The organism is Comamonas sp. GW821-FHT11H03, assembly GCF_058807955.1.
The window spans coordinates 442,463-464,315 of sequence record NZ_JBXARF010000002.1 but is presented as its reverse complement, the minus strand read 5'-3'; the positions used below and the strand labels follow the sequence as shown (position 1 = coordinate 464,315).

20 protein-coding genes are annotated in these 21,853 nt (G+C 63.3%); 13 read left to right on the top strand and 7 right to left on the bottom strand.

The window, feature by feature from the left end; translation table 11 throughout:
- Window positions 1–111: 111 nt before the first annotated feature.
- Together AC1RTQ_RS06620 and AC1RTQ_RS06615 are read right to left on the bottom strand one after the other, a co-directional pair.
- The gene (locus AC1RTQ_RS06620) at window positions 112–1,443 is read right to left on the bottom strand and encodes an RsmB/NOP family class I SAM-dependent RNA methyltransferase (protein WP_302092087.1); all 1,332 of its coding nucleotides are present in this window, start codon (window positions 1,441–1,443) and stop codon (window positions 112–114) included.
- Between the two features lie 231 nt (window positions 1,444–1,674).
- Complete coding sequence (locus AC1RTQ_RS06615; RefSeq protein ID WP_492874777.1) at window positions 1,675–3,552, bottom strand: M48 family metallopeptidase; 1,878 nt, start codon at window positions 3,550–3,552, stop codon at window positions 1,675–1,677.
- A gap of 96 nt (window positions 3,553–3,648) precedes the next feature.
- On the opposite strand from AC1RTQ_RS06615, the gene AC1RTQ_RS06610 reads away from it, so the two are divergent.
- On the top strand, window positions 3,649–3,906 hold the full coding sequence (locus AC1RTQ_RS06610) for a DUF1653 domain-containing protein (RefSeq protein WP_492874776.1): 258 nt from the start codon (window positions 3,649–3,651) through the stop codon (window positions 3,904–3,906).
- Between the two features lie 62 nt (window positions 3,907–3,968).
- On the opposite strand, the gene purN is transcribed toward AC1RTQ_RS06610, so the two are convergent.
- A complete protein-coding gene (gene purN, locus AC1RTQ_RS06605) occupies window positions 3,969–4,547 on the bottom strand; it encodes a phosphoribosylglycinamide formyltransferase (protein ID WP_492874775.1) in 579 nt (192 codons plus the stop codon).
- An 86-nt stretch (window positions 4,548–4,633) separates the two neighbouring features.
- Between purN and AC1RTQ_RS06600 the strand changes: the two genes are divergently transcribed.
- The 4 genes from AC1RTQ_RS06600 to AC1RTQ_RS06585 all read left to right on the top strand — a co-directional run bounded on the left by AC1RTQ_RS06600 (window position 4,634) and on the right by AC1RTQ_RS06585 (window position 8,661).
- Complete coding sequence (locus tag AC1RTQ_RS06600) at window positions 4,634–5,326, top strand: YceH family protein (protein WP_492874774.1); 693 nt, start codon at window positions 4,634–4,636, stop codon at window positions 5,324–5,326.
- A 234-nt stretch (window positions 5,327–5,560) separates the two neighbouring features.
- Window positions 5,561–6,742, top strand: a complete 1,182-nt coding sequence (locus AC1RTQ_RS06595) for an acyl-CoA dehydrogenase family protein (RefSeq protein ID WP_492874773.1) — start codon at window positions 5,561–5,563, stop codon at window positions 6,740–6,742.
- Window positions 6,743–6,888: 146 nt separating this feature from the next.
- Window positions 6,889–8,004, top strand: a complete 1,116-nt coding sequence (locus tag AC1RTQ_RS06590) for an acyl-CoA dehydrogenase family protein (protein WP_492874772.1) — start codon at window positions 6,889–6,891, stop codon at window positions 8,002–8,004.
- 162 nt (window positions 8,005–8,166) lie between these two features.
- Window positions 8,167–8,661 carry a nucleoside deaminase gene (locus tag AC1RTQ_RS06585; RefSeq protein WP_492874771.1) on the top strand — a complete coding sequence of 165 codons (495 nt, stop codon included), beginning with the start codon at window positions 8,167–8,169 and terminating at the stop codon, window positions 8,659–8,661.
- A gap of 75 nt (window positions 8,662–8,736) precedes the next feature.
- Here AC1RTQ_RS06585 and AC1RTQ_RS06580 read toward each other — a convergent pair whose 3' ends face one another.
- The 3 genes from AC1RTQ_RS06580 to AC1RTQ_RS06570 form a co-directional block, all read right to left on the bottom strand.
- Window positions 8,737–9,684 (bottom strand): bestrophin family protein, encoded by a 948-nt coding sequence (locus AC1RTQ_RS06580; protein WP_492874770.1) that lies wholly within the window; start codon window positions 9,682–9,684, stop codon window positions 8,737–8,739.
- 222 nt (window positions 9,685–9,906) lie between these two features.
- Window positions 9,907–10,458 carry a 2-oxo-4-hydroxy-4-carboxy-5-ureidoimidazoline decarboxylase gene (gene uraD / locus AC1RTQ_RS06575; protein WP_492874769.1) on the bottom strand — a complete coding sequence of 184 codons (552 nt, stop codon included), beginning with the start codon at window positions 10,456–10,458 and terminating at the stop codon, window positions 9,907–9,909.
- 68 nt (window positions 10,459–10,526) lie between these two features.
- The gene (locus tag AC1RTQ_RS06570; protein ID WP_492874768.1) at window positions 10,527–11,459 is read right to left on the bottom strand and encodes a LysR family transcriptional regulator; all 933 of its coding nucleotides are present in this window, start codon (window positions 11,457–11,459) and stop codon (window positions 10,527–10,529) included.
- 130 nt (window positions 11,460–11,589) lie between these two features.
- On the opposite strand from AC1RTQ_RS06570, the gene AC1RTQ_RS06565 reads away from it, so the two are divergent.
- The 4 genes from AC1RTQ_RS06565 to AC1RTQ_RS06550 are packed head-to-tail and all read left to right on the top strand — an operon-like array spanning window position 11,590 to window position 14,349.
- Entirely contained in the window at window positions 11,590–12,927 is a 1,338-nt protein-coding gene (locus tag AC1RTQ_RS06565; protein ID WP_492874767.1) for an MFS transporter, read from the top strand.
- A gap of 14 nt (window positions 12,928–12,941) precedes the next feature.
- Window positions 12,942–13,457, top strand: a complete 516-nt coding sequence (locus tag AC1RTQ_RS06560) for a hydroxyisourate hydrolase (RefSeq protein WP_492874766.1) — start codon at window positions 12,942–12,944, stop codon at window positions 13,455–13,457.
- Window positions 13,458–13,500: 43 nt separating this feature from the next.
- Window positions 13,501–13,836, top strand: coding sequence for a hydroxyisourate hydrolase (gene uraH, locus AC1RTQ_RS06555; protein ID WP_492874765.1), 336 nt, complete (start codon window positions 13,501–13,503; stop codon window positions 13,834–13,836).
- A 24-nt stretch (window positions 13,837–13,860) separates the two neighbouring features.
- Window positions 13,861–14,349: a nucleoside deaminase gene (locus tag AC1RTQ_RS06550; RefSeq protein WP_492874764.1), complete on the top strand. Its 489-nt coding sequence runs from the start codon at window positions 13,861–13,863 to the stop codon at window positions 14,347–14,349.
- A gap of 66 nt (window positions 14,350–14,415) precedes the next feature.
- Here the strand turns inward: AC1RTQ_RS06550 and AC1RTQ_RS06545 are convergent, their stop codons facing one another.
- The gene (locus AC1RTQ_RS06545) at window positions 14,416–14,973 is read right to left on the bottom strand and encodes an HNH endonuclease (RefSeq protein ID WP_034364656.1); all 558 of its coding nucleotides are present in this window, start codon (window positions 14,971–14,973) and stop codon (window positions 14,416–14,418) included.
- A gap of 182 nt (window positions 14,974–15,155) precedes the next feature.
- Here AC1RTQ_RS06545 and AC1RTQ_RS06540 point away from each other — a divergent pair, with 182 nt between their 5' ends.
- The 4 genes from AC1RTQ_RS06540 to AC1RTQ_RS06525 all read left to right on the top strand — a co-directional run bounded on the left by AC1RTQ_RS06540 (window position 15,156) and on the right by AC1RTQ_RS06525 (window position 21,849).
- A complete protein-coding gene (locus tag AC1RTQ_RS06540) occupies window positions 15,156–16,217 on the top strand; it encodes a bifunctional riboflavin kinase/FAD synthetase (protein WP_492874763.1) in 1,062 nt (353 codons plus the stop codon).
- Window positions 16,218–16,322: 105 nt separating this feature from the next.
- The gene (gene ileS / locus AC1RTQ_RS06535; protein ID WP_492874762.1) at window positions 16,323–19,178 is read left to right on the top strand and encodes an isoleucine--tRNA ligase; all 2,856 of its coding nucleotides are present in this window, start codon (window positions 16,323–16,325) and stop codon (window positions 19,176–19,178) included.
- A 116-nt stretch (window positions 19,179–19,294) separates the two neighbouring features.
- Complete coding sequence (lspA, locus tag AC1RTQ_RS06530; RefSeq protein WP_409814002.1) at window positions 19,295–19,807, top strand: signal peptidase II; 513 nt, start codon at window positions 19,295–19,297, stop codon at window positions 19,805–19,807.
- 377 nt (window positions 19,808–20,184) lie between these two features.
- A complete protein-coding gene (locus AC1RTQ_RS06525; RefSeq protein WP_302092100.1) occupies window positions 20,185–21,849 on the top strand; it encodes a Na/Pi cotransporter family protein in 1,665 nt (554 codons plus the stop codon).
- The last annotated feature ends 4 nt before the right edge of the window (window positions 21,850–21,853 follow it).

The following is a 21,853-nucleotide window of genomic DNA, read 5'->3' as shown; positions in this document are numbered from 1 at the left end:
CTTTGGCAAAAAACCGCGCCCACCCGATAAGCACGGTCGTGCCATTTTAGGTGAGCCGCCGACCGGTCTGCTGTCGATTCCCCGACAGCAGATACCGAATTTGCACCGAAGTTACGCCTTTTTCACCCAAACAGCCGCGAAAAACCCGTCTGTCTCGTGCTGATGCGGCCACAGACGCAGATAGCGCCGGCCCTCGTCACCACCGCTGCAAAGCTTGTCGCCGTCGGCAATCTTGAGCTGCTCCAGCACCTCGCCCGCGTCCAGCGGCACAAACTCGGGGTGCGCTGCGCTGAAGGCTTCGGCAATGGCCTCGTTCTCCTCTGGCAGGATGGAGCAGGTGGCATAGATCAGACGTCCGCCGGCCTTGACCAGACGGGCGCTGCTCTCCAGGATGGATGCCTGCTTGACGGTCAACTCCTGCACCGCCTTGGCGCTCTGGCGCCACTTGAGGTCGGGGTTGCGACGCAGCGTGCCCAGACCCGAGCAAGGTGCATCGACCAGCACGCGGTCGATCTTGCCGGCCAGGCGCTTGACGCGCTCATCGCGCTCATGGGCAATGGCTGCGGGGTGCACATTGGACAGGCCCGAGCGGGCCAGACGCGGCTTGAGCGCATCGAGACGGTGGCCCGATACGTCAAAGGCATACAGACGGCCGGTGTTGCGCATGGCAGCGCCAATGGCCAGGGTCTTGCCGCCGGCACCGGCGCAAAAGTCCACCACCATCTCGCCGCGCTTGGCGTCCAGCATCAGTGCCAGCAGTTGCGAGCCTTCATCCTGCACCTCGATGGCGCCACGGTTGAAGGCATCGACCTTGGCCAGCGCGGGTTTGCCGTCCACACGCAGACCGATGGGCGAGAACGGTGTGGGCTCGGCCTTGATGCCGGCTTTTTCCAGTTCCTTGCGCAGATCGGAGCGCTTGTCGTTGAGGGTGTTGACGCGCAGATCGAGCGGAGCGGCCTTCTCCATGCTCTCGGCCAAAGCCCAGAACTCATCACCGACCTGCGCCTTGAGCGGCTCGACCAGCCACTCGGGCAGGTTGTGGCGGTGCGCCTCCATCAGCTCTTCGGGCTTGATGCCGTCGCAGGCAGCCAGCCATTTGAGTTCCTGGGGCGTCAGCGCGGCCTTGATGAAGGTCTCGCTGTCCTGGCCTTCCTTATTCTTGACCTTGCCTTCCTTCTTGGCCTGCTCGCGCAGGACGGCGGCAAAGCCGAGGATGGCCAGACGGCGCTCGCGTGCGCCGCTGCCCGAATGCGCCAGGCCTTCAAACAGCAGCTTTTTGCGCAGCACGGTGTAAGTGGTTTCAGCCAGAGTGGCGCGTTCGCGCGGGCCGAGGTAACGGTTTTCGCGGAAGAAATAGGACACCACGGAATCGGCCGGGTGTTCAAATGTCAGGGCGCGCTTGACGAGTTCAGAGCAAGCGTCGAGAAGCTGTTTGGGATGCATGGGCGCAATTGTCCCACTGCCCGCATATCCATATGACGCCCTCTGACTGCCGGCGGCTTCACTATAAAAATCATAGCTTACATCGTAAGTCATTCCTTGATCTTGGATTCAAAACAAATTGAAAATCAATCAAGGCAAGCGGTAGAAGCTATGAATTTGGCAAAACCAAGGTCCCCCAAGATGCGCCTGGGAGTGAGTCTCTTGCTTGAACCTGCTTTGCGTAAGCCATGTCTAGCCAGCAAAGGCGCGCAGATACACGGGTCTGACGCCCTGGCGTGCGATGTCGTCGCGCGTTGCGGCCTGCTGCACCCGCATGACGTAGAGCTTGCCGGGCAGCTCCAGAGCGTCGTGAATCTGCGCCCCCAGCGCGTCGCCTTCCTCTTCCCCCAGCCCGTCCATCTCGGCCAGCAGCAGGAAAACGGGCCGGCTGCGAATGGTGTTGAGCTGCTTGCGCACCAGCCAGGCCTGAGATACCGCTCGGAAATTGCGCAGCTCGGCCGCGACCTCTGAAATCTCGAAATCCGTCAGTCCATGCGGCAGCAGAGCGTTGAGCAAAGGCGTCTGCATCAGCTCTTCGGAAAACCGGTCTTCCAGCTCGCTGGTCTGTCTGACCCGCTCGCGCCACAGCTTGAGCGCCTGGACCGACTCGCCCTCCACCCCGATCTGCTGACGGGACTCCAGCAGCTCCACCGCAAAATTGGCGGCCCACCAGCGATATTCCACATGCAGATCGAACAGGCGCTCCAGCAGGTCGAGCTGCACATCGCCCATGTCCGGCGGCAACACGTCAACCATGCCTGCCAGCGCCTTGGCGTTGTCGGATTCGCGGCGCAGCACCTCCTGGTACAGCGTCCTGACTTCGGCATGGGGGTCCAGCCTCCGCATGAGATGCACGCGCAGCAGCAGGTCGGCCACGGACTGGTAGCCCTCGCCGCCGAGCTGAGCCAGCATGCGCTCGCTGCGCGCCAGGCGGGCGTGATGCTCCTTCCAGGCGCTGGCGTTTTCCAGGCACCATTGTTTGTCGAAGCTCTTGAGCCATTCGCCGAGCTTGCGCGGGTTGAGCAAGGCCAGCGCACCGCCCGCCGACCATTGCTGCGGCAGTTGCGGGCGCTCGCCGGTCAGCGCATCCACGCGCTCCCTGAGCACCGGGTGGGTATCTTCCAGGCCGGACTTGAGGCGCAGGCTGGCCTTGAGCGCCTGGCGCGCAAACGCCGGCTTGACGGGCTGCGCCAGCCAGTACTTCATGGCGCTGTACGGCCCCATGGGCACTGCATGCTTGCGAGCCGAGCGCCAGTGCAGCGGCCAGAATTTCTGCTGAAACCATTGCTGGCGCAGGTCGATTTCCACCAGCGCTTCGGCCATCACGGCCCGGCCCAGCAGGCCGGCTGCGGCCTTGTCGGCCTCGTACTCGTCCTGGCGCGCCATGGCAAAGGTCCTGGCCAGAAAGCGCGGGAAATACCAGTGCAGGAACCTGCGCGTGGCAAACGAGGCCACGCCGGAGTCACCCTGCATGCCTTCGTACAGCCGGGTCCAGCTCAGCCGCGTGCGGTAGACCCAGGCACCGAACTTGCCGTGCCCGCCGCGCAGATGGCCGTATTCATGGGCCAGCACGGCCAGCAAACGGTTTCTGTCCTGCGCCATCATCAGCGGCAGACCCAGACTCAGCTCATTGCGCACGCCACCCAGCACACCCCAGCGCGGCACCTGGCGAATGCTGGCATTGAAGTCCCGGGTCAGATAAACGGCATCGATCCCGGGGCCTGCCATCTTGCGGCGAATGCGCTCCAGCGCCTCGAACAGGGCCGGGGCGTCCTCGGGCATCAGAACAATGCCCTCGGCCTTGTCCACCTTGAACCACAGCGCGCGCAGGCAGTTCCAGAACAGGCTCAGGCTGGCAATGGCCGTCATGATCCAGACAAAGCGCCACTGCCCGGCCAGCAGATGCGAGCCGGCCCAGAACAGCAGGCACAGCGCCAGAGCCAGGCAACCCAGCACCCAGGCATAGCCCAGTGCGGCAAACAAGGCCACGCTGCGCCTGTATGCATGACTGTTTTCGGCGCTGGCAAGCTCGCTGACGCGCACCAGATGCACATAATCTGCCTGTTCCATGGCGCCGCCCTGCCTCCCTGATTGAATACTTTGGCAGGATTCTCACACGCCGCCAGGCTCCAACCCCTTCACTGCCCTCACCGCTTCAGCATCCTTATGAGCCACTCCGAACTTCCCCCGTTGATCACCACCGAGCCCGGTCTGTACGAGCATTACAAAGGCATGCGCTACGAGGTGGTGGGCACCGTGCGCCACAGCGAAACACTGGAGCCCATGACGCTGTACCGCGCCCTGTACGGCGAACACGGTCTGTGGGTGCGCCCTGCCGCCATGTTCAACGAGACCGTGGTGATTGATGGCGTGGAGCAGCCACGCTTTCGCCGCTTGCCCGCGCAGCAGCAGAAATCCGAATGAAAACAGGCTCCAGCGCTTATGCATCAAGCATGCATCAAGCGCTGACAGCGATCAAACCTGCATCAACCCTTGAGCAGATTGAGCACCGCGCGCGGGTAAATGATGTGCTCCTGCACCAGCACCCGTGCCGCCAGCCGCTCGGCCGTGTCGCCAGGCAGCACGGGCACGGCAGCCTGATCGAGGATGGGGCCCACATCGAGTTCGGCCGTCACGCGGTGCACGGTGCAGCCCGCAAACCTGCAGCCCGCATCGATGGCGCGCTGATGGGTGTGCAGACCGGTAAAGGCCGGCAGCAGCGAGGGATGGATGTTGATCAGCCGGCCCTCATAGTGCGCAACAAAGCCCGGCGTGAGAATGCGCATGAAACCGGCCAGCACCACCAGATCCGGAGAGTGACGGTCAATGACCTGCGCCAGCTCGGCATCAAAGGCCTCGCGGCTGTCGAACTGCTTGTGATCCAGTACCTCGGTGGCGATGCCGTTGCCCCGAGCGAACACCAGGCCCTGGGCCTCGGCCTTGTTGCTCACCACAGCGCTCACGCGGGCGTTGTACTGCTTTGCCCAGTTCTGCTGCTGGGATGCACGCACAATGGCAGCCATATTCGAGCCGCCGCCCGAGATGAGGATCACGATGTTTTTCATGGGCGGCGATTGTCGCATTGACGGACAAACCCTATCGGGTTTGCACCAGTTCTTGTGCGCTGCCCTAAGACTTTCGAGGAGACCCCATGCCGTTTGACCCACGCAACACCCCTTTGAGCGCCATCGAAGCCCGCGTTCTGGCCACGCTGATGGAAAAGGCCCGCACCGTGCCCGACAGCTATCCGCTCACGCTCAACAGCCTGGTCACGGGCTGCAACCAGAAGTCCAGCCGCGACCCGGTGATGGAAGTCAGCGAGGGCGAAGCCCAGGAGGCACTGGACAGCCTGCGCCTCAAGACCCTGTCGGTACAGATCAGCAGCGTGCGCTCCACGCGCTGGGAGCACAACTTCCCGCGCGGCATTGGCGTGCCCGACCAGTCGGCCGTGCTGCTGGCCCTCTTGATGCTGCGCGGCCCCCAGACCGCCGGCGAGCTGCGCATCAACTCCGAGCGCTGGCACCGCTTTGCCGATATCTCCTCGGTCGAGGCCTTTCTTGACGAACTGCGCGAACGCAGCGAGGAAAAAGGCGGCCCGCTGGTCGTGCAGCTGCCGCGCGCCCCCGGTGCCCGCGAACAGCGCTGGGCCCACCTGCTTTGCGGCCCGGTGGATGTCAACGCACTGGCAAGCACCGGCAGCGCCAGCGCCAGCACAGGCGGCAATGCATCGGCCCTGCAGCAGCGTGTGGATGCGCTCGAAGCCGAAGTCGCCCAGCTGCGCGCCACCGTGCAGATGCTGTGCGAATCGCTGGGCGTGGAGCCGCCTGCAGCCCCGGCTGAATGAATCCACAGAGAAACTGATAGCTGCCAGCGTTGATCCAATAAGCGCTGGCGGCCTGTTTCATGACAAACGCCCCGCCAGTGCCAAAAACTGGCGCACGCCAGGCAAAGGAAGGCAGACAGGCTCAGCCGCTCAGGGGGTGCTCGTCCCTGGGGTTTCCCGCCATTTGTCGCAACCCGGACAGCCAGAAAAAGAACGTGCGTGCTACAAATCTCCAGCATTTGCAGGAGACAACGCATGAACTTGGCATTCACCCCTGAAGAACAGGCTTTTCGCGAAGAGATCCGTAGCTGGGTGCGGGCAAATCTGCCCGAGGATATTGCGCACAAGGTGCGCAACGATCTGCACCTGACGCGCGAGGACATGCAGCGCTGGGCCAAGATTCTGGGCAAAAAAGGCTGGCTCGGCTACGGCTGGCCCAAGGAATTCGGCGGCCCCGGCTGGAGCGCCGTACAAAAGCATCTGTTCGAGGAAGAATGCGCACTCGCCGGCACGCCGCGCATCGTGCCCTTCGGCCCCGTGATGGTGGCGCCGGTCATCATGGCCTATGGCACACCGGAGCAGCACCGGCGCTTTCTGCCCGGCATTGCCAGCGGCGAAGTCTGGTGGAGCCAGGGCTATTCCGAACCGGGCTCGGGCTCGGACCTGGCCAGTGTCAAGACCCGCGCCGAACGCGTGGGAGACAAATACATCGTCAACGGCCAGAAGACCTGGACCACGCTGGGCCAGTACGGCGAGTGGATCTTCTGCCTGGTGCGCACCAGCAACGAAGGCAAGCCCCAGACCGGCATCAGCTTCCTGCTGGTCGACATGAAGTCGCCCGGCGTGACCGTGCGCCCCATCAAGCTGCTGGACGGCTCGCACGAGGTCAACGAGGTCTTTTTCGACAATGTGCAAGTGCCTGCCGACCAGTTGATCGGCGAGGAAAACAAGGGCTGGACCTACGCCAAGCACCTGCTCAGCCACGAGCGCACGAATATCGCCGATGTGAACCGAGCCAAGCGCGAGCTGGAGCGCCTCAAGCGCATCGCCAAGACCGAAGGCGTCTGGGAAGACCAGCGCTTCCGTGATCAGATCGCCCTGCTGGAGATCGATGTGATCGCGCTGGAGATGCTGGTGCTGCGCGTGCTCTCGGCCATGAAATCGGGCAAGAACCCGCTGGACATCGCCGGCCTGCTCAAGATCAAGGGCAGCGAGATCCAGCAGCGCTACTCCGAGCTGATGATGCTGGCCGCAGGCCCCTATGCCCTGCCCTATATCCAGGAAGCCATGGAAGCCGGCTACCAGGGCGACTATCCCGGCGACGTGCTGGGCAATGCGCCGCTGGCCGCGACCTACTTCAATATGCGCAAGACCACCATCTATGGCGGCTCCAACGAGGTGCAGCGAAACATCGTCGCCCAAACCGTGCTGGGCTGATTCAGAAGCAGTGAAGGCGACGATGTTTCGCTTGCGCGAATTCGTTCTGCCCCCCCACGCCCCCTCCGGGAGGGGGTTCTAGATTGAGCTTCGCTGGGCTGGTTTGGCGCTTCGCGCCAATTGCGGCCCGGTGGCAGGAGACAAATATGGATTTCGATTTTTCCGACGACCAGCAACAACTGCGCGATGCCGTGGCCCGCTGGGTGGACAAGGGCTATACCTTCGAGCGCCGCCAGAGCATTGCCAGCCAGGGCGGCTTCTCGCGCGAGGTCTGGAACGAGCTGGCCGAACTGGGCCTGACGGCCCTCACCGTGCCCGAGGAATATGGTGGCCTGGGCCAGGGCGCGGTCGATGTGATGGTGGTCATGGAGGAGCTGGGCCGTGGTCTGGTGATGGAGCCGCTGACCCAGGCATTCGCGGCCTCCGCCCTGCTCGGGCAGTTTGGCGACGACGCTGTCAAGCAAGCCTGGCTGCCCCGTATCGCCAGCGGTGAAAAACTCGTGGTGCTCGCATCGCAGGAGCGCAAGGCGCGCTACCGGCTTGATGTTTGTGCTGCAAAGGCGTCAAAGTCCGGCGATGGCTATACGGTAGATGCCACGAAGAACATTGTTCCTGCAGGCGACCAGGCCGACGCCTTTATCGTGCCCGCTCAGCTCGACGGCAAGATTGCGCTCTTTCTCGTCGAGAACGGCAGCGAAGGCGTCGCCACCAAGCCCTATGCCACGCAGGACGAAGGGCGCGCGGCCGATCTGGTCTGCCGGTCGGCTGCGGCCACGCTGATCACCACCAATGGCGTAGCGGCCCTCGGCCTGGCCCAGGATGTGGCCAATGCCGCTCTTTGCGCCGAAGGCGTGGGCGTGATGGAGCAGACGCTCAAGCTCACCACCGAGTACATGAATCAGCGCAAGCAGTTTGGCGTGGTGATCTCCAGCTTCCAGGCCCTGCGCCACCGCGTGGCCGATATGAAGATGCAGCTGGAGCTGGCCCGCTCCATGAGTTACTACGGCACGCTCAAGCTGGTGGCGCCTGCCGAGGAACGCCATGTCGCCATCGCCCGCGCCAAGGTGCAGCTGGGCCAGTCCATGCGCTATGTGGGCCAGCAGGCCGTACAGCTGCATGGCGGCATCGGCGTGACGGACGAATATGTGGGCAGCCACTATTTCAAGCGCCTGACCCAGATGGAGATGACGGGTGGCGACACCCTGCATCATCTGGGTACGGTATCGGCCCATATGCAGGACAGCGCTGGCGTCTTTGCCTGAAAGCCTGCATCAACATTCATCAAGATCACGGCAACTGCATTCAAACCAGAACCAAAAGTCAACAGCACGCTTCGGCGTGCTGTTTTGCTTCCTGCATGCACTATGGAGCCTGCCGCTCTTCCTATGATCTTTGCGCCATTCACCAAGATCAAGGAGACATGCATGAGCAAGCAAGACAGCGAAAAGTATCTGCTGGAGTCCATCCGCCTGGCCATGGGCAATGTCAAGGGCCGCGAATCAGCGACCTGGCCCTTCGGCGCCGTGCTGGTGCGTGAGGGCAAGGTCCTGGCGCGTGCCGTCAACCAGGTCGATGATCTGTGCGATCCCACGGCCCACGCCGAGATGCAGGCCCTGCGCATTGCCGCCAGGCAGCTGGGCAGTACCGATCTGTCCGGCTCGGTCATGTATGCCAGCGGCTATCCCTGCTCCATGTGCCACACCGCCATGCTGCTGGCCGGCGTGAAGCAGGTGTACTTCGCCTACTCCAACGAAGACGGCGAGCCCTACGACCTGTCGGCCGCGCGCGGCTATGAGGAGCTGGCCCGCCCCGCAGGCCGGCGCGAGCTGGCCGTCGTCGGCCACCGCGTGCGCGATGCCGGCGAGGATCTGTACCAGGCCTGGCAAAAGGCCGTGGACGAGGATCGCGCCACGATCTAGCCCGCACGGGCGCCAGCCGCCATCAAGAACAAAGCCCTGAATGAGGAGTTCAGGGCTTTGGCATGGTGGAGAGCCTCAGGTCAGCAGATAGTCCACCGGCTTGAGCGGCTCCGGAACCTGGGGGTCGCCCAGCGACTGGCTGAGGCTGATCTCGATGCTGCGGCAGATGCTGTCCAGCGCCAGGTCGTTGCTTTCCATGCCGAATGGCTCTTCCAGCTCGTCACCCAGCACATCGAGGCCGTAGAAGGTATAGGCCACGATGGCCACGACAAACGGTGTCATGAAGCCCGTGATGTCCACCAGTCCGAACGGCAGCAAAAAGCAGTACAGATGGGCCGTGCGGTGCAGCAGCAAGGTATAGGAAAACGGAATCGGCGTATTGCGGATGCGCTCGCAGGAGGCTGCGGCCGTCGTGAAGCCATTGAGGGTGCGGTCAAGCTCCACGGCCAGACAGGGGTCTATGCGCCTGTCGCGCACGCACTGGCCCAGATCCTTGCCCATGGCCAGCATCAGCGCATCGGTGCGCTGATTCAGCGGCAGCTGCTGCAGGCGCTGCCACTCGGCATGGGTCAGCCATTGCTGGGCAGACACATCGTCCTTGAGTGCGCGCAGCTGGGCCCGCAGCACATGAGAAAAAGCCACGGCCCGGTGCACCATGCGCACCCGCACATCGTTGGCCCGCTGGCGCGGATCTATGGGGTGATCGAGCTCGATCAGGCTCAGGCACTGGCGCGCCAGCGTGCGTGCATAGATCACGATCTCGCCCCAGAGCTTGCGTCCCTCCCAGTAGCGCGCATATGCGGTGTTGTTGCGAAAGCCCAGAAAAATCGCCAGCGGCAGGCCGATCAGGGTGAACGGAATCGGCGTGATGGGGACTTTGGTGTGGAACAGCGTGCCATGCGCCACGGTGACGATGATGGCCAGCACGATATTGACGGCAAGCACACCTATGATGCGTTGCAGCACCGAGCCCCGGACAATCCACAGCAGCTTGAAGCCCGACGGGCGATCTCTGACGATCATGAAAACGAGAAATGAGGTCCAAACCCGAATTCAATCACAAGCATGCGGGGATTTCAGCCGACGCCCAGAACTACCCACTGCGGCAGTAGGCAGCCCGTGCCGCGCCAGCACCGCACATGCGGCGTCTGCTGCACATGGGCAGCGAACCCCGACTGCGGTGCCAAGCGGCCAGCCAGTACAAGAAAAGCCCCGCATTGCAAGGCTTGGGCCGCACTGGAGGGCTCAGGCCGCTTGCAGGCTGACGGCGCTCACGCGCTGCGCCAGGCGCAGTCGGCTGATGAAACCGATCTGGCGCAGGGCTTCGGCGAACTCCTGCTCGGTGCCGCGCTCGGTGCGCGAGGCCAGCTCGGCAAACAGGCCGGCGCGCGTGTAGTGGCGCACACAGGCGATGAAGGGAAAGCCATGGCGCTTGCGATAGGTCTCGTTGAGCAAGGCCAGGCGCTCGCCCTGAGCCTGCTCCAGATCACCCAGACCCGCGCTTTGCTGCTCCTGCTGGGAGTCAACGGTCAGCGTGCCGGAGCGCACGGCACTGGCGGACAGCTCGGGGTGGCCGCAGAGAAAGCGCAGGGTCTGCTCGCGCGGGCTGCCATGCACGGCCGCCAGCATGGCCTGATGCAGTGCATCGAGGCTGGCGAAGGGGCGCTGCTGCGCGGCCGCCTCGGCCACCCAGGGGGCGTATTCAAAAACCTCGCCGAGCGCAGCCGCAAAGGCTGCGTGAGTCATGGCGTTGAGCTCGTCGAGCGTGGGGATGGAGGAGGTAGTGGTGCTGGTCATGAGGCCAGTGTAGGAAGCGCGTTTGCCGCCTCACAGTGCTGGCTTGTTATAGCCCGTATAGCAGCAGGCTACGTCGATGCCGTCAGCACCTGCGAGGCCTGATTGAGCAGAGCGCGCAGCCAGATATGGGAGGCATCCCGGTGCCGGGACGAATGCCATAGCTGGTAGAAGCGCATGACACGGTTGCCCATGGGCAGAGGCACCATGGCCAGCGGCAGCCGCCTGGCGTGATAGGCCGCGAAATGGCGGCTGGTGGTCAGCAGCAGGTCGGTGCCCACCAGCAGTTCCGGTGCCATCGAGAAATGCGAGCACTGCACGCGGCCGTCACGGCTGACCCGCATGGTGCCCAGGCTGCTCTCCACCACGCCGCGCTGATCGGGCGAGTAAGGCGTGAACACCACATGCGCGGCCTGCAGATAGTGCTCGGCCGTGAGCCGGCCCGGCTCGGCCAGAGCATGCTTTTCATCGAGCAGGCAGACCACCTCGTCCTCTAGCAGCGTGGACATGTGCAAATGCTCGGGCGGGCTTGGCCAGTTGCCGATGACGATATCCACCTCGCCGCTTTGCAGGGCCTGCTCGTAGTCGAAGCTCTGGCCCAGCGGCAGCAGCACCAGCCTCGCGCCTGGCGCCTGCGCACGCATGAGCTGGACCACGCGCGCCATGAAGGGCGGTGCCAGATAGTCGGGCATGGCGATGGTGAAGCGCAGCTGCGTGGTCTCGGCCACAAATTCCTTGCCGACGCTCAGCAGCCCATCGATCAGACCCAGCGCCGCACGTGCCTGCTCCACGGCCTGAAGCGCGCGCGCCGTCGGCACCATGCGGTTCTTGTCGCGCACCAGCAGCGGGTCGTTGAAGATGGCCCGCAATCGCCGCAGCGCCGCGCTGATGGCCGGCTGTGACTGATTGAGGCGTATTGCCGCGCGCGATACGCTTTTTTCGCTGATCAAGGTGCACAGCACGCGCAGCAAATAGGTATCGAACGGTTCTTCGCTGCGAGACACGTGTTTTCCCTAGAGATATGCATTTTGCTATGCGGCTCATAGCAGGCGCTTAGTTTCGCATATCGCCACAAGCCGCGACCATGCAAGTGTCCGCAAACCCAACAACAAATTTCCGAGACAAGGACTTGCCATGAGTGCTCACCATGTGCCGATCAGCGGCACTGCTGCTTCCGTCGATCAGGTCGACGCCACCTACGCCAAGATTTCCTGGCGCCTGCTGCCCTTTCTGGGGGTGCTGTGGGTGCTGGCCTGGCTGGACCGCGTCAACATCGGCTTCGCCAAGCTGCAGATGCTCGACGACCTGAAGTTCAGCGAAGCCGTCTACGGCCTGGGCGCCGGCATCTTCTTCATCGGCTACTTCCTGTTCGAAGTGCCGTCCAACATGCTGCTGCAGAAGATAGGCGCCAAGAAAACGGTGATGCGCATCACCATAGGCTGGGGCCTGATCTGCATCCTGCAGGCCTGGGTGACGACACCGACCCAGTTCTACATCCTACGCTTTCTGATGGGCGTGTTCGAGGCCGGCTTCTACCCTGGCATCATCCTCTACCTGACCTTCTGGTATCCGTCCAAGCGCCGCGCCAAGGCCTTCGGCACCTTCATGTCGGCCTCTGCCATCGCCGGCGTCATCGGCGGCCCGCTGGCTGGCAGCATCATGACCTGGGCCGCAGGCGCGCACGGCATGCACGGCTGGCAGTGGCTGTTCATCATCGAAGGCATCCCCTCGGTGCTGGCCGGCATCTTTGCCTACTTCTACATGACCGACCGTCCCGAGGAAGCCAAATGGCTCACCGACACGGACCGCGCCGTCGTGCGCCAGCAGCTCGAGATCGACCAGAAGGCGCAGGGCGAGCGCCACAGCGACTGGCGCACCCTGTTCGGCAACCCCATGGTGTGGCTGCTGATCGCCGTGTTCTTCTGCCTGCTGTGCGCCAACTCCACGCTGACCTTCTGGATTCCCACCGTGATTCGCGAAGCCGGCTTCACATCCACCATGCAGGTGGGCTGGATCGCCGGCGCGGCCTATCTGCTCGGCGCGGCCGGCATGATCATCAACGGTCGCCATTCCGACCACCGTGGCGAGGTGCGCTGGCACTTCGCGGGCTCGACCCTGCTGGGCGCCGTGGGCATGCTGGCCCTGGCCGTCACCATGGGCATGGACAGCATCCCCGTGATGGTGGCACTGACGGCCATGGTCCTGGCACTGGTGGGCACCATGAGCGCGATTCCCGTGTTCTGGCAGATGCCCAATATGCTGCTCAGCGGCGGCGCCGCTGCCGTGGGCGTGGCGCTGATCAACTCGGTGGCCAATCTGGCCGGCTTCGGCGCCCCTTATCTGATGGGCGTGATCAAAGCCTCTACCGGCAAGGTCGCTCCGGGCCTGTATCTGGTGGCCATCGTGGAAGCACTGGCAGCGGTTCTCGCCATCGCCTTCGTCGCCCGCATCCAGCGCCGCAAGAACGCCTGAAGGAGTCATCCCGCATGCATTCCACACCCACATCAACCCCATCGCGTCGGCAGTTCGCGCTCTCTGGCCTCGTGCTCGGTGCCTCGGCGCTGACTGGCACACACGGCGCACTGGCCGCCGACACGCCCCCGCCAGCGCCGGCACAGGCCACCGGCCCCATCGTGCTGCATGGCGTCAGCCCGCGCCTGACCATGCATGCCGTGGACACCCTCCATGGCTCTGCGGCCACGGGCTTGCGCATCGACTTTTCACGCTTCGACGGCGAAACCCATGTGCCGATACGCAGCTTTGTTGTGAACGCCAACGGCCGCGCCGACGAGCCGCTGCTGATCGACGACAGCTACCGCAGCGGCCGCTACGAAATGCTGCTGCACGTGGACGAGTACTTTGCGGCCAAGGGCGCCAAGCTGCCGCGCCCGAGCTTTCTGTCCAAGGTGCCGGTGCGCTTCCAGATCGTGAACACGGCAGAGCGCATCCACCTGCCCATTCAGTTTGGCCCCTGGAGCTACACCTATTCGCGCGGCAGCTGAGCCGGCATATCTGCGCTCTATCGCAACCCATCGAAAGACCACCATGGCAGGCATCAGCACCCATGTACTCAACCTCACCACCGGCCGCCCCATAGCCGGTATGCGGGTGGAACTCTACGACGTGGCGCAGACCCCCGCGCAGCGCCTGAACAGCACCCGCACCAATGCCGACGGCCGCACCGACGCCCCCATGCTGGCCGCCGCCGCGGCCCGCACCGGGGACTTCGAGCTGCGCTTTTACACAGGCGAGCATTTCAAGGAGCCCACGGCGCTGTCGGAAGAAGTGCTGGTGCGCTTTTCCATCTTCGATGCGGCCCAGCACTACCACGTGCCCATGCTGTGCTCGCCGTGGTTCTTCAACACCTACCGCGGCAGCTGATTTTTTACCAAGGAGAACGACTCGATGAACAACGCAAACGACAGCGGCAAATACCTGCTTGAATCCATCCGCCTGGCCATGGGCAATGTCAAGGGCCGCCAGCAGCCCACCTGGCCCTTCGGCGCCGTGCTGGTCAGGGACGGCCAGGTGCTGGCGCGCGCCGTCAACCAGGTCGATGAGCTCTGCGACCCTTCGGCCCACGCCGAGATGCAGGCCCTGCGCATAGGCGCCAAGGCCCAGGGCAGCACCGATCTGTCGGGGTCCGTCATGTATGCCAGCGGCTACCCTTGCTCCATGTGCTATACGGCCATGCTGCTGGCCGGCGTGAAACAGGTGTACTTCGCCTACTCCAACGAAGACGGCGAGCCCTACGACCTGTCGGCCGCGCGCGGCTATGTGGAACTGGCCAAGCCCGAAGACCAGCGCGAGATGGCCCTGATCGGCCAGCGCGTGCGCGACACGGGCGAAGACCTCTACGAGGCCTGGCAAAAGGCCGTCTCTGCCACCGCCTGAGCGCTTTCTCCCGTCCTCTCTTTACAGCCCCGCGCGCTCCGGCCCGGGGCTTTTTTCATGCTTTTTTTAGCTGCGCCAGCGTGATCCACGCGGCACATGGGCCACGAGAAACTCCATCTGGTCGGCCAGAATGCGGCGGTTTCTCAGGATGAAATCCTCCCACAGCGTGGGCGTGTAGGGCGTGTAGAGCAAAGGCATGCGTGCCTGCTCCGGCGTTCTGGCACCCTTGCGGTGGTTGCAGGCGCGGCAGGCAGTGACCAGATTCATCCAGCTGTGCTGCCCGCCGGTGCTCACGGGGACAATGTGCTCGCGAGTGAGATCGCCCTCGTGGAACTGCCGCCCGCAATAGGCGCAGACACAGCGGTCACGCGCAAAGAGCTTGCCATTCGTCAGCCCCGGCAGCAATTCGTGCGGGTTGATATTCGGCATGCCCTTGGTGCCGATGATGGAGTTGATGTGAATGACTGACTGCTTGCCCGTCACCGCATTGTGGCCACCACGAAAGCAGGCGATTTCGACACCGGCTTCCCAGCGCACATCTTCTGCTGCGTAATGCAGCGCCGCCTGCTCCAGCGTTACCCAGGACTGCGGCAGCCCCTGGGCTGTCAGCTTCAAGACTTTCACAACCAGCCTCCATACAGTCAAACATCGACCACGGAAAACGGACAAGCATCTTGGCGCTTTTGAGCACAATCGTGCAGCCTCCACAGCTGCCTGATTTGAAGCAATATACTCTGAAACTATGTCAAATTGACGGCTTGTGTCGCATGCATCGGCGCCAGTTGCTACAAATAACAAAGCAGCCCATGAAGATTTTTCGCGGTATCAATCATCCCGGCCTGGCTCCGGCCTGCGCTGTGACTATTGGCAATTTTGATGGTGTGCACCGGGGACATCAAGCCATGCTGGGCCTGCTCAAGGCCGAGGCGGCCCAGCGCGGCATTCCCAGCTGCGCCATGACCTTCGAGCCGCACCCGCGCGACTACTTTGCCAAGAAGCTGGGCAGGCCTGAGCTGGCCCCGGCCCGCGTGGGCACGCTGCGCGACAAGCTCAGCCAGCTCGAAGTCTGCGGCGTCGATCAGGTCGTGATCCTGCCCTTCAACCAGGCTCTGGCCAGCCAAAGCCCCGAAGACTTCATTCAGGATGTACTGATCTCGGGTCTGGGCGCCAAATACGTGCTGGTGGGCGACGACTTCCGCTTTGGTGCCAAGCGCGCGGGCGACTACGCCATGCTGGACAACTCCGGCCAGGCCCTGGGCTTTGATGTGGCCCGCATGAACAGCTATGAAGTCCATGGCCTGCGCGTGTCCAGCACGGCCGTGCGCGAGGCGCTGGCCGCCGGCGACATGCAGCAGGCCGCCAAGCTGCTGGGCCACCCCTACCGCATCTCGGGCCATGTGGTGCATGGACGCAAGCTGGGCCGCAGGCTGGCCGAATCCCAAAGCGGGGCCGAGGACGGTTTTAGCACGCTGAATCTGCGCTTCGACCACTGGAAGCCCGCCGCCAGCGGCATTTTTGCCGTGCTCGTGCACGGACTGACGGACCAACCGCTGCAGGGCGTGGCCAACCTGGGCGTGCGCCCCTCGCTGGACCCCGACGACATCAACGGCGGCCGGGTGCTGCTGGAGACCCACTGTTTCGATTGGCCCGCCCAGCTGGGTGGAGAAGGTGCCTACGGTAAAATCATCCGCGTGGAACTTCTGCACAAACTGCACGACGAGCTGAAGTATGACAGTCTCGATGCCCTGACGGTCGGCATCGCCAAGGACTGCGAAGACGCGCGCGCGTTTTTCGCCTCGGCCCACATACCGTCCCATACCTCGTCGCACACAGAGACTCGTCGCCAGACCACGCGCGACCGAATTTGAAGCTCGCTGCTCGCACGCCTCAGGCGCAGCAGCGCACTGGCGCTCACCTCACCATTCACGCCCTGGCAGAACTGCCCGGGCATTGCATTGCTTTCAAGGTTCCCCATGTCTGATTCGAAGTCCAACAAGCCCGAAGCGTCCGCCTACCGCGCCACGCTGAACATGCCCGACACCCCCTTCCCCATGCGCGGCGACCTGCCCAAGCGCGAGCCCGCCTGGGCCAAGGAATGGGACGACAAGGGCATCTACAAGAAGCTGCGCGACGCCCGCAGCGGCGCGCCCAAGTTCATCCTGCACGACGGCCCTCCGTACGCCAACGGCAAGCTGCACATCGGCCATGCGGTGAACAAGATCCTCAAGGACATGATCGTCAAGAGCCGCCAGCTCGAAGGCTTCGACGCGCTCTACGCACCGGGCTGGGACTGCCACGGTCTGCCCATCGAGAACGCCATCGAGAAGCTGCATGGCCGCAACCTGCCGCGCGACGAGATGCAGGCCAAGAGCCGCGCCTTTGCCGCCGAGCAGATCGATCAGCAGATGGTGGACTTCAAGCGCCTGGGCGTGCTCGGCGACTGGGACCACCCCTACAAGACCATGAACTACGCCAACGAGGCCGCCGAGCTGCGTGCCTTGAAGAAGGTGATGGAGCGTGGCTTTGTCTACCGCGGCCTCAAGCCCGTGTACTGGTGCTTTGACTGCGCCTCCTCGCTGGCCGAGTTCGAGATCGAATACGCCGACAAGCAAAGTCAGACCCTGGACGTGATGTTCCCCGCAGCCGAGCCTGCCAAACTGGCCGCAGCATTCGGCCTGGACAAGCTCGACAAAGAAGCCTTCATCGTCATCTGGACGACGACGGCCTGGACGATTCCTGCCAACCAGGCGCTCAACGTCAACCCCGATCTGGAATACAGCCTGGTGGAGACCGAGCGCGGCCTGCTGATCGTGGCCTCCGCGCTGGTCGAGAAATGCCTGGCCCGCTGGAAGCTGGAGGGCCGCGTGCTTGCCACCGCCAAGGGCGAAAAGCTCGACCACATGCCCTTCAAGCACCCGCTGGCCCATGTGGACAAGGGCTTTGACCGCATCTCGCCCGTGTACCTGGCCGAGTACGCCACCGCCGACGACGGCACCGGCATCGTGCACTCGGCCCCTGCCTATGGCGTGGACGACTTCAACAGCTGCATGTCCAACGGCATGGACTACAAGCAGATCCTGAACCCCGTGCAGGGCAACGGCGTGTACGCGGCCGATCTGCCCCTGTTCGGCGGCCAGCATATCTGGAAGGCCGTGCCCGTCATCCTCGACGCCCTGAAGGTCGCGGGCCGCCTGATGGACACCACCACCATCAGCCACAGCTATCCGCACTGCTGGCGCCACAAGACGCCCGTCATCTACCGCGCGGCCGCCCAGTGGTTCATCCGCATGGACGAAGGCGAAGGCGTGTTCACCGATCCCGCGCAAAAGCCCGAGAAGACCCTGCGCCAGATCGCGCTGGACGCCATCGAGCAGACCAACTTCTACCCGCAAAACGGTCAGGACCGCCTGCGCGCCATGATCGCCGGCCGTCCCGACTGGTGCATCTCGCGTCAGCGCAGCTGGGGCGTGCCCATCCCCTTCTTCCTGCATGTGGACACGGGCGCCCTGCACCCGCGCACCATGGAGATCATCGACCAGGCGGCAGCCATGATCGAGCAAGGCGGCATCGAGGCCTGGAGCCGCGTGAGCACCGAAGATATCCTGGGCGCAGAGGAAGCCAGGCACTACACCAAGAGCACCGACATTCTGGAAGTCTGGTTCGACTCGGGCTCCACCTTCTGGCATGTGCTGCGCGGCACCCATCCCGAGCACCACCACGACAAGGGCCCCGAGGCCGATCTGTACCTGGAAGGCCACGACCAGCACCGCGGCTGGTTCCACAGCTCGCTGCTGCTGGCATCGGCCATCTTCGGCCGCGCGCCCTACCGCGGCCTGCTGACCCACGGCTTCACCGTGGACGGCCAGGGCAAGAAGATGTCCAAGTCGCTGGGCAACACCGTGGCCCCGCAGGATGTGTCCAGCAAGATGGGCGCGGAAATCATCCGTCTGTGGGTGGCCTCGACCGACTACTCGGGCGACCTGGGCATCGACGACAAGATCCTGGCCCGCGTGGTGGACGCCTATCGCCGCATCCGCAACACGCTGCGCTTTTTGCTGGCCAACACCAGCGACTTCGATGCGAGCAAGGACTCCGTGGCCTACGGCGAGATGCTGGAGATCGACCAGTTCGCGCTGGCGCGTTCGGCCCAGCTGCAGCAGGAGATCCTGGCCCACTACAAGGTCTACGAGTTCCACCCCGTGGTCGCCAAGCTGCAGCTGTTCTGCTCCGAGGACCTGGGCGGCTTCTACCTGGACGTGCTCAAGGACCGCCTCTACACCAGCGCCCCCAAGAGCCTGGCACGCCGCTCGGCCCAGACCGCGCTCTACCAGATCACCCAGGCGCTGCTGCGCTGGATGTCGCCCTTCCTGTCCTTCACGGCCGAGGAAGCCTGGAAGATCGTGGGCCACAGCGAATCCATCTTCCTGGAAAAGTTCACCGAGCTGCCCGCCGGCGACGAAGGCCTGCTGGCCAAGTGGACGCGCCTGTGCGAGATCCGCAACCTGGTCAACAAGGACATCGAAGTGGTGCGTACCACCGGCGCCGTGGGCTCGTCCCTGCAGGCCGAAGTCACGCTCACGGCCGAGCCCGAGGACCTGGCCCTGCTGCAAAGCCTCAAGGACGATCTGAAGTTCGTCTTCATCACCTCGGCTGCGACTGCCGTGGCCGGCGATGCCCTGAGCACCACCGTGAAGGCCAGCGAGCACGCCAAGTGCGAGCGCTGCTGGCACTACCGTGAAGACGTGGGCGTGAACCCCGAGCACCCCTCGATCTGCGGCCGCTGCGACAGCAATCTGCACGGCTCGGGCGAAGTCCGCACCAAGGCTTGAGTCTTAAAAAGTGAGCTACCAGCGCATGCTGGTAGCCATTTTCAGCATTAAATCTTGCTGAAACCCTTTTGAATCAAGCGCTAACCGCTATCAAAAAAACTTAGCAAAGAGCTGCCATGAGCAACACCCAGACCTCCTTCGCAGGCCTTGGCCGTATCTGGCCCTGGCTGCTGTGGGCGCTTGTCATCATCGGCGTGGATCAGATCACCAAGCAGATGATTCTGAGCCACTACCAGTATGGGGACTGGACTCCCATCACCGGCTTCTTCAACATCGTGCGCGCGCACAACACGGGCGCAGCCTTCTCCTTCCTTGCGGGCGGCAGCGGCTGGCAGCGCTGGCTGTTCGTGGCCATCGGCGTGATTGCCACCGTGCTCATCGTCTGGCAACTGCGCAAGCACCCTGGCGAGAAGATGTTCTGCCTGTCGCTGTCCAGCATTCTGGGCGGGGCCATCGGCAATGTGGTGGACCGCCTGCAGCACGGCTATGTGGTGGACTTCCTGGACTTCTACTGGGGCAGCAGCCATTTTCCGGCCTTCAACGTGGCCGACATGGGCATCACCCTGGGCGCCATACTGCTGATCCTGGATGAGGTTTTGCGCGCAAAACGCGCCAAGAACCAGCGCTGATAAGCATCAGCCGCTTTTCATCGGCAAGGCCCGCTGTCTCTATAGCAGACAGCGGGCCTTGCTCATTGCGCCCCCCTACCGGAGCAGCAAGCCGGCGGCGGCCAAGGCTGCCAGCAGCATCAAAAGGAAGCCCACCGCAGCGGCGCCGGACATGACAGGAATCATGAGCCTACCTTTTTAATAGCATCGAACGCAATACAGATATACGGAAAGCTCGACCGGCGCTGAAATCACATCCGTAGAAACGATGTTTTAAATAATTCGTTTTTGTTCTATTGTGTTCCTTATTCCGCACTTATTTGTGCGTGAAGAGTGAGTCATCCAGGCAGACCGACCTCACTCAGGGGTATATTAGGTCGCTCCTTCGCGGGCAGAACATGAAGCATTTATTGAATCTTTTAGCAGCCATTGCCCTGTTGATCTGGGGCTCTCAGATGGTTCGCACCGGCGTTCTGCAGGTCTTCGGCGCAAACCTTCGCAATATTCTTGCCCGCAGCATGCGCAACCGCTTGTCTGCGGCGCTTTCCGGCATGGGCGTCACCGCCCTGGTTCAGTCCAGCACGGCCACCTCGCTGATGACCTCGTCCTTTGTGGGCCAGGGCCTGATCACCTTGCCCTCGGCCCTGGCCGTGATGCGCGGTGCCGATGTGGGCACGGCCATGATGGCCGTGCTTTTCTCCACCGACCTCTCCTGGCTGTCGCCGCTGTTCATCTTTGTCGGCGTGGTGCTCTATATCTCGCGCAAGGATTCCAAGCCCGGGCGTATCGGCCGCGTGCTCATCGGCCTGGGCCTGATGCTGCTGGCCCTGCGCCTGGTGGTGGAAGCCACCGAGCCCCTGCTGCAGGCCCCTGCCGTGCGCACCCTACTGGCCTCGGTCAGCAGCGATCTGTTCATGGAGCTGCTGCTGGGCGCGGTACTGGCCGTGCTGGCCTATTCCAGCCTGGCCGTGGTGCTGCTGATTGCGGCCATGGCCAGCTCCGGTGCCATTCCGCTGGATGTGGCTCTGGGCCTGACTCTGGGTGCCAACCTGGGCAGCGGCCTGGTTGCGGCGCTCACCACCGCCAAATCGGCGGTGGAGGAGCGTCAGGTCACCATAGGCAATCTGCTGTTCAAGATCATGGGCGTGGCCATCGTCGCCCCCTTTATCGGACTGTGGTCGCAGTACGCCCAGCCCTATCTGCCCAACGCCGGCCAGAACGTGGTGATGTTCCATCTGGCGTTCAATGTCTTCAACAGCCTGTGCTTTATCGGCCTGACCCAGATCGTGGCCCGCTGGGTGACGGCCATGCTGCCCAAGCCCGAGGAAGAAAGCGCGGCCAAACTGCTGCGCCCACGCCACCTGGACCCCTCGGCCCTGTCCACTCCCTCGCTGGCCATCACCTGCGCCGTGCGCGAGTCACTGCACCAGGCCGACGTCGTGGAGTCCATGCTGATCGGCCTGCAAAAAGTGGCCGAAACCGACGATGCCAAACTGTCCGAGGAAGTGCGCAACCTGGAAGGCACGGTGGACGACCTGTACTCGGCCATCAAGTACTACATGACCAAGATCTCGCGCGCCGAACTCGACGAGCGCGAAGGTCAGCGCTGGACGGAAATCATCAGCTTCACCATCAATATGGAGCAGATCGGCGACATCATCGAGCGCGTGCTGCTGGATCTGGAAGACAAGAAGATCAAGAAGGGCCGCCAGTTCTCGGCCGCCGGAAAACAGGAAATTCACGAGCTGACCCAGCATCTGCTGGACAATCTGCGCCTGGCCATGAGCGTCTTTCTCAATGGCAATGTGCGCGAGGCGCAAAAGCTGCTTGAGGAAAAAGCGCGCTTTCGCGATCTGGAACTGGCCTACTCGGCAACCCACCTGGAGCGCCTGTCGCAGCACACGGTTTCAAGCATAGAGACCAGCTCTTTGCATATCGACATGATCAGTGACCTCAAGCGCATCAACTCGCTGCTGTGCTCGGTGGCCTACCCGATTCTGGAACAGGCCGGAGCCCTGGCGCCCAGCCGGCTCAAGTCCACCACACTGGAGAGCCAGCGCTAGATGC